The following is a 12,287-nucleotide window of genomic DNA, read 5'->3' as shown; positions in this document are numbered from 1 at the left end:
GCGTCGGCAGACTCCGCGGTGGATAGTGGCCGCGTCCGGTCAGAACGGGAAGGTCGCATCGAGGGCGGCGCGGATGTCGGCGATGAGATCGTCCGCGTCTTCCAGGCCGACGGACAGCCGCAGGTGCCCGTACTTTCTGAAGGGTTCGGGGTAGTGCTCGCTGCCGCCGCGTCCGGTGGTGCCGACGTGGACGATCAGGGATTCGTCGTGGCCGAGGGACACGGCGGAGGTGATGATGCGCAGGCTGTTGACGAATCGGTTCTGGGCGTGCGGGTCGCCGTTCACGGCGAAGGCCATCATGGCGCCGTATCCGGCTCCGGCGAATTGGCGGCGGGCGAGCTGGTGCTGCGGGTGCGAGGTCAGGCCCGGGTAGGCGACGAACGCGACCCGCGGGTCGGCCTCCAGGAAGGCGGCGACCTTCTCGGCCGAGGCGAAGTGCTGACGCAGCCGCAGTGGCAGGGTGACGGACCCGCGCATGATCAGCCAGGCGTTGAACGGCGAGATGACTCCGCCGACCTCGACCATGGCGTCACCGCGGATCGGGCCGACGAGATCGCCGGCCCCGATGACGACCCCGCCCATGGCGTCGCCGTGGCCGTTGATGTATTTCGTCAGTGAATGCACGACGAGATCGGCGCCATCGCGCAGGGGGCGGTAGAGCGGCGGAGGGGTGAAGGTGGAATCGACCGACAGCAAGGCGCCGGCGGCATGTGCGATGTCGGCGAGCGCGGCGATGTCGGCGACCTTCGTCGTCGGGTTGGCGATGGTCTCCGTGTGGACGAGTTTGGTGTTCGGGCGGACGGCGCGGCGGACCGCGTCGAGGTCGCCGACGTCGACGAACGTCGCCTGAATGCCGTACTTCTGTGGAAGCAGTTCGCTGAAGAGCCGCCAGACGGCCTCGTACGTCACGTCCGAGACCACCACATGGTCACCCGACTTCAGATGGGTGAAGAACACGCCGTGCAGCGCGGCCACCCCCGTGGCGAAGACGACGGCGTCCTCGCCGCCCTCCAGCGCTGCGAGCTTTGTCTGGAGACGGACTTGGTTGGCGCCGGAGCTGCGGGTGTAGACCAGTCCTTCGGCCGAGGACCAGTCCATTGTCGACGGGTCGTCCGGCAGCAGGTACGAGTTGGCCATCACCAGCGGTGTCCGCACGGCACCGGTTCCCTCGTCGACAGTGTTGCCGGCGTGCACGGACTGTGTGGCGAACGCGAGAGTGGACGGGTCGTGTTTATCGGGTCGAGGAGTGTCCGGCGCGTGGGGTGCTGTGCTCATGATCGGTGGTTCCTTTCGTCGCCGATATCGCATCGAATGTCATAGGGCAAAAAATGGGGTGGGGAGGGGGCATGCATGGCGGACGTAGCGCGACCTTGTGGGCCACGGTGTCCGGCGCGCCGACCAGGGCGGGCACGGGTCGGGTGGGGACCTCAGGCGGTGGCCTGGGGTTGTGCGGGGCTGAGGTAGTGCACGGCGGTCTGGCCGGTGTGCGGGGTGAGCAGGACCTGCAGTTCCTTCGCTGCGGTCATGAGGAGGTGGCCGTCACGGGTGGCGTGCAGGGTTTCCAGGACGAAGGCGACGCGTGTGGAGTCCTCGGTGACGCGGGTGCGATGGGCGTCGCGGTGGTTCCAGTGGCGGGTCAGGACGCCGGTGGTGTCCGCGTAGACGATCTCGCCGGGCCTGGGGTTCTCGACGATGCCGGGTTCGCCGAGCGGGGTGAAGGACTCGGTGCCGTCCGCGTGGCGGATGACGACGTCGCCGGTGACCTGGTCCAGGTCGAAGGCGCCGGCGGGCAGCCCGTGCCGGACCGAGACAGCGTTGTAGGAGTCGACGGCCGGGTTGATGCGCGGCAGGGTTCCCTTCTTGGCGAGGCGGCGGCCGAGCGCGTCGACGCTAGGGCGGATGCGGCGGGGGTTGGTGCCGAAGGAGCGGTAGGCGGTGTGCCAGGCCTCGATGCGGCGGTCGGTCTCATCGGCGGGCTGCCAGATGCCGCCCGCGAGCTGTTGCTCCAGGTCCTCCAGGGCGGCGGCGGTGTGGGGCCAGGACTCGCGGCCGCGCAGGCCCGCAGCGGCAACCAGGGCGATCATGGTGTCGGGGAAGGCGGCTGCGACAGCAGGGCTGAGGCGGAAGACAGGCATAGGCGGAGTTTCGTTTCCTGCGAGCGGGCGGACGGGTGGTGAGAATCAGGGCTTCCAGGGGCCGATGCGGTCCAGCCGTCGGCGCTGCTGGCGCGCGGTGGGCATATCCAGACCCTGGCCGCGGACGGTGAGGTGATCGGCGACGGCCGAGCGGAGCTCGACGGGTTTGTGGTCGTCGTATTTGAACTTGGCCACCACGTCGGTGACCTCCAGACGCAGGCCGCGGATGCCGGGCAACATCCGGCCGTAAGGAGGCTGGTCGACGGCGACGGGGGCGTGGTCGCCGTCGGGCTGGAAGTAGGCGAGCTGGTGGCGCAGCAGCTCTGCCTTCGCCTCGGGGTCGTCGACGATGCCGGCGCGGCAGGTGAACTGGACGGCCGTGTAGTAGCTGGTGGGGACACCGTCGTGGGGCGGGGCGCCGGCCTTGGCGCGCCAGGGGCCGGGGATAAAGGCATAGTCGCCGATCACGGTGAAGACGACGTTCGGGTCGTGCTCGATCGCCTTCCAGACCGGGTTCGGCAGGGCGAGGTGGATGAGGAGGTGGGATCCGTCGCAGGTGAAGTGGGTGGGGACGACGATGGGCGGCTGGCCGGGCAGGCCGTTGACGCTCAGCTGTCCGAAGTCGTGACCTTCTGCGATCCAGGTGTGCCATTCGGCGTCCTCCAGGCTGGCATCCCAGGGCTGGATGAACATGCTTTTCTCCTTACGGTGTTCGGCGGTGTGGTGGACTGCCGGCCTGCTCAGGTCAAGGCGAGGAGGCTCACGGCGACGGCGGCGGCGCCCAGTCCGACGAGCTGGCCGCGGTGGATGCGTTCGGCGAGCACGCCGCGGGCGAGCAGGACCGTGCCAGCCGGGTAGAGGGCGACGATCACGGCGACCACGGCAAGGTCCCCGCTGCGGGCGGCGAACAGGAACAGCAGGTTCGCCACCGAGTCCAGCACACCTGCGGCCGCCGACATCGCGTACGCGGGCCGCTCGGAGCCCAGCTTGCGGTGCATCAGCCCCACCGCGGCCAGGGTGAGGGCCGAGGAGACCGCCCGGCCTATGATCAGCGGAGCCACCCCGCTGTCGGACGGCGCCTGGTGCAAGAAGATCAGCTGAAGGGCGATGGCGGTGCCCGCACCGAATGCCAGCAGCAACGCCACGCGTGAGGGGCGCGCCGAGCCCGCGCCGTGACCGGCACTGACCAGCACCACTGCCACCAGCGCGAGCGGCAGCCCCACCAATCCGGCCGCGGCCACGTGCTCGCCCTGCACCAGACCCACGCCGACGGGCAGGGCGGCGGACACCAGCGCGGTCACGGGCGACAGCACGTTCATCGGTCCGATCGCCAGGGTGCGATAGAGCAGGGCGAACGCGGCGGCCGAGGCGATCCCCGAGGCGGCACCCCAGCCGAGGGTCGCAGGGCTGAACGAGGCGCCGAGCAACGGCCACAGCAGCACCTCGACGGCGAGGCTGGCCGGGGCCGCGATCATCACGGTGCGCAGCACATGAGCTTTACGGGCGCCGAGGCCGCCGAGGAAATCGGCGCATCCGTAGGCGAGTGAGCTGCCAAGGGCCAGCAGCAGAGCGATCAACACATTTCCCTTCGTCCATCGGAACGACCAAAAGGTACAGTAGACTGACCGATGAGTGTTAATCAACCGACCGCACGGCGCACTAGAGTGGTCTAGTCGCAAGGATGGTGATCAGATGGCCGAGACGGCCGCAGCCCTGCGGACGGTCGCGCACAACGTCAGGGCAGCCCGTACCCGTGCGGGCCTGTCACTGGAGGAGCTAAGCCGGCGCGCCCAGGTCAGCAAGGGAGCTCTGGTCGCTTTGGAGAAGGCGCAGGGCAATCCCAACCTGGCCACCTTGGTCCGGCTGGCCGACACCCTCGGCATTTCGGTGTCCGCCCTGATGCAGGGACCGGCCGAAGGCCGCGTCCGCGTCGTGGCCGCCGACGCCGTGGCACCACTGTGGACCGGAGAACGGGGAAGCGAGGCCCGGCTCATGCTGACGACCTCAGGCCCGGCCCCAGTCGAGGTCTGGCGCTGGCGACTGGAACCGGACGAGGAGTACCTGAGTCAGCCCCACCAGGCCGGAGTCGTGGAAACCGTCAGCGTCATCTCCGGCCGGATGACCCTGGTCGTCGACGGCACCGAACACGCCGCGAAGCCGGACAGACCGCCACGTTCAACGGCGACGCCCCGCACACCTACCGCGGCTTGGGCACCGAAACCTGCAGCATGATCATGACGGTCCACCTGCCGCCCGGCCCCGTTGCCACAACCTGACTTGCGCAGCGCACAAAGACCGCAGCGGTGCCATCGCCACCTCAAGGCTGACACCCTCGCCAGCTGAGTTGGAAAAGCGCTGATCAGGTCCGCTGACCCCTGACGGGCCTGACTGTACGGGTGTGTCCAACCAGTGGCTCTGTCCTCTTCCGTCCCACTCGAAGTTGTCGAGCAGGCTCCAGCGCAGGTAGCCGCGGACGTCTATGCCGTCGTCCATCGCGTCGCGCAGATGCCGCAAGGCCTCGCCGGTGTAGGCGATCCGGCGCTGGTCATCGCTCGTTGCGAACCCGTTCTCGGTGACGAGGAGCGGGACGTCGCCGACGACCTCATGGGTGTGCCGCACAGCCATGTGAGGGCGTCCGGCCGGTAGGCCCAGCCCATGATGGTGTTGTCCGGATGCTCAGGGTGCGGAACGATACCGTTCTCGTCGACGGGCTGCTTCGCGTGCGGGCTCGAGGTACATGTCCTCCCAGATGTTCTGCTCCTCGGCGTGCTTGCTCTCACCGCCCGGGGCGGGGACCAGCGCCTGGTTGGCGACCGTCCACCCCACCTTGGCGGCGGTCGCCTCGCGTACGAGGGCGCGACGGCGCGGTGAGCGGCGATGAGGGCTCCCCAATCTCGGCGTCGAGCAGAGCACCGACGAACTGGTACTCCTTCCCTTCGGCGACCCGCCGCAGCTGGCTCGGCTCTCCCGCCGCGGCTTACTGCCCGCCGAGCACCTGGTCGATGGCGGCTACACCTCCCTGGTCCACCTGGAGGAAGGTGCCCGGGAACACCAGGTGACGGTCACCGGTCCGCTGCCGGGCAATCCCACCGCCAGCATCCGCAGGAACGAAGGCTTCGGCCGGGACGGCTTCCACATCGACTTCGACCGCCGCCAGGTGACATGCCCCGAGGGCCAGATCAGCGCGGGCTGGCATGGCCCCAACCCGACATCCTCGCCCACCGCGGCCCCACTGATCGTGGCACGGTTCACCAAGGGACAGTGCCAGCCCTGCCCGGCCCGCGCCCAGTGCACCACCTTTCGAGAAAGCTCCCGGAACGTGGGCTTCCCTCCGCGAGAACTCCGCGACCTGCAAGTCCGCGCCCGGGCCGAGCAGCAAACGCCCGTCTGGCAAGCCCGCTACGCGATTCGCTCCGGAGTGGAGAGCACCGTCAACGAGCTCGCTCACGGACACGGCATGCGACGCTGCCGGTACGGGGGACAGCCGAAGGCTCACTTACAGCACGTGCTTACGGCCATCGCCGTGAACATCGAGCGTCTCAGCGGCCTGTCATCAGCCGACGACGCACCCCCATCCCGGCCACCAACCGCGTTCCAGAACTTCCTCGACCAGCGCGGAATCTCTCGCCAGAAGTCCTGGCGGGCCGCCTGCGGCTGACCTCGAGGCCTCATCCCAAGATTCCCGACAGAGTCAAGCTATGGATGCTTTCGAGCGGGGAGGATGGCGGGCGACACCGAACTGCCAGCCCGGCTCCAACTTCCGCTCCGCCCACGGCTCCAGCCATGCCGGTAAGGCTTACTCGGCTGCCAGGGGAGCCGGGCCAGGAGTATTGGAATGAACGGCGGGATCCTGCTCCCGCAACAGAGCCCGGGCCACGGCCGCGGCAGTGGCGGCCTCTTCACGTTGCTGCTGGGCGACTTTCAACGCGGCCGCGAGATCGGCGAGCTCACCGCGCAGCCGTTCGGCCTCGCCGACGGCAGCAGCCCTGGCCTGATCGGCGGCTGCTCGCGCCCGGTCGGCGACAGCCGCCGCGGTGACCGCCTGCTCGCGCCCCTGCTGGGCGTCGGCCAGCGCCTGGCGGAGCCGCTCGACCTCCTGGGCGTGCGCCGCAGCGGCGCCCACGGCCCGGTCACGCTCCTGCTCGACCGCGCGCGCCCGGGTCTCCTGCGCCTGCACCCGGTGGTGTAGTTCGGCGAGCTCGCGCTGCCAGTCGGCGGCCTCCTCCTGCAACATGGTGATGCTGGCCGTCGCGGCGGTGTGCAGTTCGGTGAGCTGGGCGGCCTGCTGCTGGGCCGCGTCGCGGTCGCGTTCGGCCTGGCGCTGCCCGGCGTCGGCGTCGGCGGCGGCCTGCTCGGCCTGGGCGCGGGCGCTGTGGTGTTCACCGACTTGGCGCCAGGCCTCTTGTTCGCGTTCTTCGGCACGGTCGCGCGCCGCCTCGGCCTGCGCCAGGGCATGCTGGACAGCGGTGACCTGGGCGGCGGCGGTGTTGGCAGCGGTCACGGCGCGCTGTTCGGCGGCCGCGGCGGCGGCGCGGGCCTCTTCGGCGGCCTGTTCGGCGGCCTCGACCTGGGCAAGCGCGCCGGTGCTGAGCTCGGCGAGCTGCGCGCGCAGCGCGTCTTGGGCGGCTTGCCATTGCTCGCCAGCGGCCAGCAGCGGGACGAGCAGGTCCTGGGCGCGCAGCAAGGTGTTGGCGACGGGGGCGGCGTGGGAGGTGGTGCGGGCACGGTAGGCGGCGGCGCGACAGGCGTCGCTGCAGTATTTGGCGCGGCTGCTGCGGCCGGGCAGTGTGTTGGCGCAGCCGGGGCCGGCGCACCGCGGCTCCGGCTCGGTAGTGCTGCCGACGCCTGTCTCGGCCGGCACGTCGTCCGCTGGCGCTTGTGGATCATAGGTCATGCCGCCACACCTTATCGTTCGCAGCGTTTGAACGCAGTGATTCCGATCGTTCGCAAACGCATCTACGGTCACGTCTGGCCCGTGATAATCTGCGTTATCGCGGGTCAGCAGCGATCACGCGGACACTCCCGGAAAGGGAACAAAGCGGGCATGGGTGAGGGTGGGCGGCTGCCGGCAGCGGGGGAGCGGCCGCTGATTTCCGGGACTCCAGAAAATGCCGGCGCGCACACCGCCGCCGACCACGCGCTCAGCGCCGACACCCGGCGCCTCATCGCCGACGGCGTGCCCGCCAACACCCGCCGCGCCTACGCCCGCCAATGGGCCGCCTTCACCGCCTGGTGCACCACCCAGGGCCGCCTCGCGCTGCCCGCCACCGGCGCCACCCTGGCCGAATACACCGCCCAGCTGTGCGCCGCCGGACAGGCCCCGGCCAGCATCGAACAGGCCCTCGCCGCCGTGCGCACCATGCACCGCCTGTCCGGCCACACCCATCAGCCCGCCACCGAGGCCGCCCGGCTCGCCCTGCGCGCCTACAAGCGCCGGCGCGCCGAGGACGGCGGCCGCGGCCAGCGCGAGGCCCCGCCCATCACCATCAACGCGCTGCGCGCCATGGTCGGCGCCTGCGACCTGGCCACCCCGATCGGGCGGCGGGACCGGCTGGTGCGGGTGCTCGGGCTGGCGCTGATGGGCCGCCGCAGCGAGCTCGTCGCCCTCACCCGCGAGGACGTGCGCGAGGTCGCCGACGGCCTGGAGGTCACCATCCGCACCTCCAAGACCGACAAGGACTCGGCCGGCGAGACCATCGCCATCCCCCGCGGCAGCCACCCACTCACCGACCCGGTCGCCGCCTGGCGCGACTGGCTGCACGTGCTCGACCAGGCCGGACACACCACCGGACGGCTGCTACGCCGCATCAACCGGCACGGCACCGTCGGCCCCTCCCTCGGCGCCGACGCCGTCAACGTCATCGTCCGCGACCTCGCCGTCCGCGCCGACGTCCCGTACGCCCACGCCGTCACCGCGCACAGCCTGCGCGCCGGCGGCGCCACCGTCGCCTACGCCGCCGGCGTCCCCGTCGCCGTCATCGCCAAACACGGCCGCTGGGCCCCCGCCTCACCCGTCGTCCTGCGCTACATCCGGGCCGTGGACCGCTGGCGCGACAACGCCATGCGCAACGTCGGTCTCTGACCCGATCCGCCTCGTGCACGCCCGGCCCGCGCCCCGCCATGCTGTCCCGCATGTCCGCCACGCCAGCCGCAGGTCAACCGCCCGCAGCCATGCTCATCCTGCAACGCGCTCATCCTGTCTCCGCCCGACGAAGGCGTCCGCTTGACCAGGCCGCCCCCGAACGGGAAATCTCCCGACCGGGCGCTAACCTGCCTTCGCGCGAACCGATCGGCGAGGAGGCCAAAGCAGTGATCATCGCACCGGAGCCAAGGCCGGACAAGACACTGCCGGCGATCCGCGCGGCTCTGTCTCATCCGCGCGATCGGGAGGGCTTCGACGCCGGGCTCCCGGCGGTCGTTGAGCAGGCCCGAGCCGCCGGCGACTGGCGCGGAGTCGAGGAATTCACCCAGACCTGGTGGATCACCGCGTACGTCAGCCTGCAGGACCCCGAGGACCGGCAGCGGCTGTGGGACACGGTCGACGACATCCAACGCAAGATCGAGCGCGGCGAGGAGATCCCCGGCATCCCGCTGGAGGAGGTGCTCGCGAGGCGGGCCTCCCGCCGGGAGACGCCCACGCCGGACGGCGAACGCTCATGATCCCTCAGGCGCCTGAGCGCGCGACCGCCCTGGTGGCACGCGGACGGAACACGGCTCTGGACGTGCACCTGCAGGCGGAGCCGGGGCGCCACCGTACGAGAGCGCGACAGCGAGTGCCGCCATAGTCACCTGAGGTCTTGTGGGTGCATGGCCGTGACGCCCCCTCCCCTCGGGGCACGGCCATCGCCTGGACAAGCCCTCGCCTGTGGTCGCGGGCCGTTGATCACAGGCCGATCAGGCTCGTGCCTTGAACGCCAGGGAACGGATCGCAATCGCCAGCTCGCCGGGATCGGCAACGGGCCGGACGTCCTCCACAGCCGAGCCATCGCGGCGCACAATGCGTGTGGAGAACGCGCCATCACGCTCATCGAGGTAGATCGTGCCGCCGCGCTTGGTAGTGATCGCCTGCCCGGGTGTGTCCGGGAGCTGGAACATGCCGTACGGCCGGAGATACTCCTCGACCTGTCGCGTCAGTGTGCCCCGCATCCCGGCCTCCTACATTCGATCTTCAACTAAGCCACCGAATCGCCTCAGCCACATCATCGCCCGTGTAGATCACGCGCTCGTCCAGTCCCCACCAGGCGCCGTCTGCCACGTCAGGCCTGGCTGTCGTCCCAGCGGTAACGCTCCCGTAGCAGTTGCTGTTCATGGTCTGGAAGCCCGGACACGGCCAGGAAACGTTCTCACCGGGCCCTGGCAGTGCCGCCACGGAGCGCTGACCAGCAGCCGCCGGTGCTCGCCGAGCGGGTCCACCAGCGCGACCACGTCGCCGCACGGGACGGGACTCTGATCTGCGCCGAAAGGTTGCCGATGCTCAGTCACCAGGCCAGCGTAGCTGGACCGCTTCTGGCGAGCCGGAGGACAGCACCGCGGAGAGATGGGGCAGGTGGAGCGTCTCGGCAGAGATGCCGGCCCACCAGGGGGTGGTAACGCAAAGGCCCCGCCGGTAGGCGGGGCCCGCACCTACCCACCGAAGCAGGTAGGGGAATCGAAATGAACGCTACCAGCGCGCTGGAAAGGCTCGTCAAGCCACTTGGCGTTGCATGGCGATTACTTTCCGCACTGGTGAGGCGCTGCGCGCACAACACAGCGGTGCCCCAGGGCGCGTGCAAGCAGAGGCGCTCCCGGGGCTCACACGTCCACGCAACAGCAATCGTTCAGCCGGCACGACCACTCCGCACCAGTCCCGGCCGTCCTCCCAGCGATACGGTGGCAGATTCAACTGCAGCCGTGATGACCAACCACTGCAATCACGTGACGAAAGCGCTGGTCGGGGCATCGTTGGTCATCCCGATTTCAATGGAATTGGTCACGTCTATTGCACTGGCCAGCAGCCCTGGAGACGGGCAGAAGGTCCATCAGACGACAGTTCAGGCCCCGTCCACGTCGCGCATGGCGAGATTCAGCTGACCGACGGTTCGCGGCCGCGCTTAGGGGTCAGCGTCACGGCCAGCTCAGGCAGACGCGAGATCGCAGACGCGAAGATCATGCAGGGCAGAAACAACCACTGTGAGTTACTTTGTCACGATCTGAGCGGTGCAATCATGCGACCAATGCGCTGAAACCCTGTGACGAACGCCCAAGAAATTTAAGTGGCGGGTCCCACGCTATGCAGATTCTTACTGACATCCCGCTGCAGATTCGCACATGTGACCAATGCGCTGAAACCCTGTGACGAACGCCCAAGAAATTTAAGTGGCGGGTCCCAGACATCCCGCTGCGGATTCGCACACAGGCGAAGGCCGCTCGGACTAACTTGCGGGAATCCTGCCTTCTCGCAAGTTGTCTTGCGTCAGGAGGGACGCAACAAGCCACATTTTTCAATTTGTATTTTCTAGAAAATCAAAAATGGTAGGCTCCTGTTGTGACTGCGGAGACCAGTGTGGTGACGCCGTGCAAGCATTGCGGGGCGCCGATCGAGCAACGACGGGGCCGGGGTCGGCCCAAGGCGTACTGTCCCGAAAAGGATTGTCAGGCGGCCGCCAAGCGGGAGCGGGAGCTCCGGCGCGCCACGCCAGGTCTGGAGGGCGCGCTGGCCAGGGCCGAGCAGCTGTATGACCGCATGGAGAGCGGGCTGGCGTCGGCCATCGAACCTCTGGCGCGCGCCCTTGCCGACGAGCTGAGCCCCGCGGGGGTGGAGGCCAAGCTCAGTGCCGTGCAGGCGGAGGCGCACACACGGGTGGCGATCGCGCGTACCGAGCGGGAGCAGGCGTTCGAGCAGGTACGGCTGGCACGCGAGGCCGCCGAGCACGCCCGCAGGCAGACGACCGAGATGCGGGCCAAGCTCGAGGAGGCGGAAAACGAGCGGGAGACGGCGCTCCACGACGCCGAGCGGGCGCGCGAGCAGGCGCTGGCGGCATTGCGGGAGGCCGCCAGCACCGAACGGCAAGCCCTGCAGACGGCCGAGGAGGCGCAGCGGCGCGCGGATGCGGCCGAGCAGCGTGCCAAGGAGGCGGCACACCAGGTTGAGCTGACCGAACGGGCCAGGGATCAGGCCGTGCAGGAGCTGGCCGAACGGGTGGAGCTGGCTGACCGGGAGGCTGCGGAGGCGCGGGCGCAGGTCATGCAGGCGCAGGAGGAGGCCGGCCGGGCACGGGCGGAGACGGATCGCGCCCGGGCAGACACGGCGACGGCCGTGCGGGCCCATGAGCAGGCCGAACGGGACGTGATCGCGGCCCGAGCCCGGGAGGAGGCGGCGGCGCAGGAGCGGGAACGCGCCGTGGAACGGGCGGTCGCGGCCGAGCGGGCCGCGGCGGAGGCCGGGCGCGATCGGGCGGTGGCACTGCAGGAGGCCGAGAGGGCGGCGGCCGAGGCCGCGCGGTTGACGAGACGGGCGGCTGAGGTCGAGGCGGAGGCCGCGACCGCGCTGAGCCGGGAACGAAAGCTCATGACGCGGGAGAGGAACCGCGCCGATGCCGCGGTCAAGGAGCGTGATCAGGCGCGGGCGGAGCTGCGGCTGGAGCGGGTACGGCTCGAGGACCTGCGGGCCGAACTGGAGGCGGCCCGAGCCGAGGCGGCTCAGCTGCGGGAACGGGCGGTCGCCGCAGAGTTGCGTGCGGGTTGACCCTCCAACCGGGCCCCGGACTCGGGTAATACCGTTAAGAACTCTGCGATCAACCGGCAGGCATGCCGGGCACGCCGATATCCTGCGCGAGGGCCTCGACGGCCGGACCGGGTTGCGCGCCGAACACGAGAAGCAGATCGACGAGGAAGCCCGTGCAGCTTACTGCGCGAAGATCGAGCAGGCCGCCAGGTCGGCCGCACCAATCAAGGCTTAGTTAGACATATCAGGCAGCCTTACATCAGCTCCCCTACCGGCGCTTGCGATTTCCGAGCACCCCGGCCACCTGATATGCCCGCGTCACCCGATGTCGGCGTTCAGTCCACGCCTTCGTCGTCCTCGTCCAGCTCGGGCGCAGGGCGCCGGCGGCCGGGGTCGAGGCGGTGAAGCTGTAGCCGCGACGATGTCAGCGACTACTTCAAGACCGAACT

The 12,287-nt window shown here is 69.7% G+C and carries 13 protein-coding genes; 5 read left to right on the top strand and 8 right to left on the bottom strand.

All coding sequences use genetic code 11. The features are described from left to right. Window positions 1-39: 39 nt before the first annotated feature. From ACTWQA_RS33075 to ACTWQA_RS33060, 4 genes are all read right to left on the bottom strand, one after another. A complete protein-coding gene (locus tag ACTWQA_RS33075; RefSeq protein ID WP_443162917.1) occupies window positions 40-1,275 on the bottom strand; it encodes a trans-sulfuration enzyme family protein in 1,236 nt (411 codons plus the stop codon). 152 nt (window positions 1,276-1,427) lie between these two features. Next, on the bottom strand, window positions 1,428-2,135 hold the full coding sequence (locus ACTWQA_RS33070; RefSeq protein WP_443162916.1) for a B3/B4 domain-containing protein: 708 nt from the start codon (window positions 2,133-2,135) through the stop codon (window positions 1,428-1,430). 45 nt (window positions 2,136-2,180) lie between these two features. Beyond that, window positions 2,181-2,828, bottom strand: a complete 648-nt coding sequence (locus ACTWQA_RS33065; protein ID WP_443162915.1) for an FMN-binding negative transcriptional regulator — start codon at window positions 2,826-2,828, stop codon at window positions 2,181-2,183. A 47-nt stretch (window positions 2,829-2,875) separates the two neighbouring features. After that, window positions 2,876-3,715 carry an EamA family transporter gene (locus ACTWQA_RS33060; RefSeq protein WP_443162914.1) on the bottom strand — a complete coding sequence of 280 codons (840 nt, stop codon included), beginning with the start codon at window positions 3,713-3,715 and terminating at the stop codon, window positions 2,876-2,878. A gap of 112 nt (window positions 3,716-3,827) precedes the next feature. Between ACTWQA_RS33060 and ACTWQA_RS33055 the strand changes: the two genes are divergently transcribed. After that, window positions 3,828-4,367, top strand: a complete 540-nt coding sequence (locus tag ACTWQA_RS33055; RefSeq protein ID WP_443162913.1) for a helix-turn-helix domain-containing protein — start codon at window positions 3,828-3,830, stop codon at window positions 4,365-4,367. Here ACTWQA_RS33055 and ACTWQA_RS33050 read toward each other — a convergent pair whose 3' ends face one another. Together ACTWQA_RS33050 and ACTWQA_RS33045 are read right to left on the bottom strand one after the other, a co-directional pair. Beyond that, window positions 4,368-4,760 (bottom strand): family 1 glycosylhydrolase, encoded by a 393-nt coding sequence (locus ACTWQA_RS33050; protein ID WP_443162912.1) that lies wholly within the window; start codon window positions 4,758-4,760, stop codon window positions 4,368-4,370. Between the two features lie 51 nt (window positions 4,761-4,811). Beyond that, window positions 4,812-5,048 carry a hypothetical protein gene (locus ACTWQA_RS33045; protein WP_443162911.1) on the bottom strand — a complete coding sequence of 79 codons (237 nt, stop codon included), beginning with the start codon at window positions 5,046-5,048 and terminating at the stop codon, window positions 4,812-4,814. A gap of 142 nt (window positions 5,049-5,190) precedes the next feature. On the opposite strand from ACTWQA_RS33045, the gene ACTWQA_RS33040 reads away from it, so the two are divergent. Further along, entirely contained in the window at window positions 5,191-5,793 is a 603-nt protein-coding gene (locus ACTWQA_RS33040) for a transposase (protein ID WP_443162910.1), read from the top strand. A gap of 138 nt (window positions 5,794-5,931) precedes the next feature. Here the strand turns inward: ACTWQA_RS33040 and ACTWQA_RS33035 are convergent, their stop codons facing one another. Then, complete coding sequence (locus tag ACTWQA_RS33035) at window positions 5,932-7,029, bottom strand: hypothetical protein (RefSeq protein ID WP_443162909.1); 1,098 nt, start codon at window positions 7,027-7,029, stop codon at window positions 5,932-5,934. A gap of 150 nt (window positions 7,030-7,179) precedes the next feature. Between ACTWQA_RS33035 and ACTWQA_RS33030 the strand changes: the two genes are divergently transcribed. Together ACTWQA_RS33030 and ACTWQA_RS33025 are read left to right on the top strand one after the other, a co-directional pair. Continuing rightward, entirely contained in the window at window positions 7,180-8,217 is a 1,038-nt protein-coding gene (locus tag ACTWQA_RS33030) for a tyrosine-type recombinase/integrase (protein WP_443162908.1), read from the top strand. Window positions 8,218-8,444: 227 nt separating this feature from the next. Then, window positions 8,445-8,795 (top strand): DUF6247 family protein, encoded by a 351-nt coding sequence (locus ACTWQA_RS33025; RefSeq protein ID WP_443162907.1) that lies wholly within the window; start codon window positions 8,445-8,447, stop codon window positions 8,793-8,795. Window positions 8,796-9,029: 234 nt separating this feature from the next. Here ACTWQA_RS33025 and ACTWQA_RS33020 read toward each other — a convergent pair whose 3' ends face one another. After that, entirely contained in the window at window positions 9,030-9,281 is a 252-nt protein-coding gene (locus tag ACTWQA_RS33020; protein ID WP_443162906.1) for a hypothetical protein, read from the bottom strand. A gap of 1,378 nt (window positions 9,282-10,659) precedes the next feature. Here ACTWQA_RS33020 and ACTWQA_RS33015 point away from each other — a divergent pair. After that, window positions 10,660-11,859 (top strand): hypothetical protein, encoded by a 1,200-nt coding sequence (locus tag ACTWQA_RS33015; protein WP_443162905.1) that lies wholly within the window; start codon window positions 10,660-10,662, stop codon window positions 11,857-11,859. The last annotated feature ends 428 nt before the right edge of the window (window positions 11,860-12,287 follow it).

It is taken from the genome of Nonomuraea sp. 10N515B (genome assembly GCF_052245915.1).
In the GTDB taxonomy this organism is placed as follows: Bacteria; Actinomycetota; Actinomycetes; order Streptosporangiales; family Streptosporangiaceae; genus Nonomuraea.
Note: the sequence above shows the minus strand (reverse complement) of the source record. Positions and strands in the feature narration are given on the sequence as shown.

Bases quoted from the DNA above. Each gene is read 5' to 3' on its own strand.
- ACTWQA_RS33050 (WP_443162912.1), bottom strand. From the start codon at position 4,760: ATGGCTGTGCGGCACACCCATGAGGTCGTCGGCGACGTCCCGCTCCTC.
- ACTWQA_RS33030 (WP_443162908.1), top strand. From the start codon at position 7,180: ATGGGTGAGGGTGGGCGGCTGCCGGCAGCGGGGGAGCGGCCGCTGATT.
- ACTWQA_RS33055 (WP_443162913.1), top strand. From the start codon at position 3,828: ATGGCCGAGACGGCCGCAGCCCTGCGGACGGTCGCGCACAACGTCAGG.
- ACTWQA_RS33035 (WP_443162909.1), bottom strand. From the start codon at position 7,029: ATGACCTATGATCCACAAGCGCCAGCGGACGACGTGCCGGCCGAGACA.
- ACTWQA_RS33065 (WP_443162915.1), bottom strand. From the start codon at position 2,828: ATGTTCATCCAGCCCTGGGATGCCAGCCTGGAGGACGCCGAATGGCAC.
- ACTWQA_RS33075 (WP_443162917.1), bottom strand. From the start codon at position 1,275: ATGAGCACAGCACCCCACGCGCCGGACACTCCTCGACCCGATAAACAC.
- ACTWQA_RS33020 (WP_443162906.1), bottom strand. From the start codon at position 9,281: ATGCGGGGCACACTGACGCGACAGGTCGAGGAGTATCTCCGGCCGTAC.
- ACTWQA_RS33070 (WP_443162916.1), bottom strand. From the start codon at position 2,135: ATGCCTGTCTTCCGCCTCAGCCCTGCTGTCGCAGCCGCCTTCCCCGAC.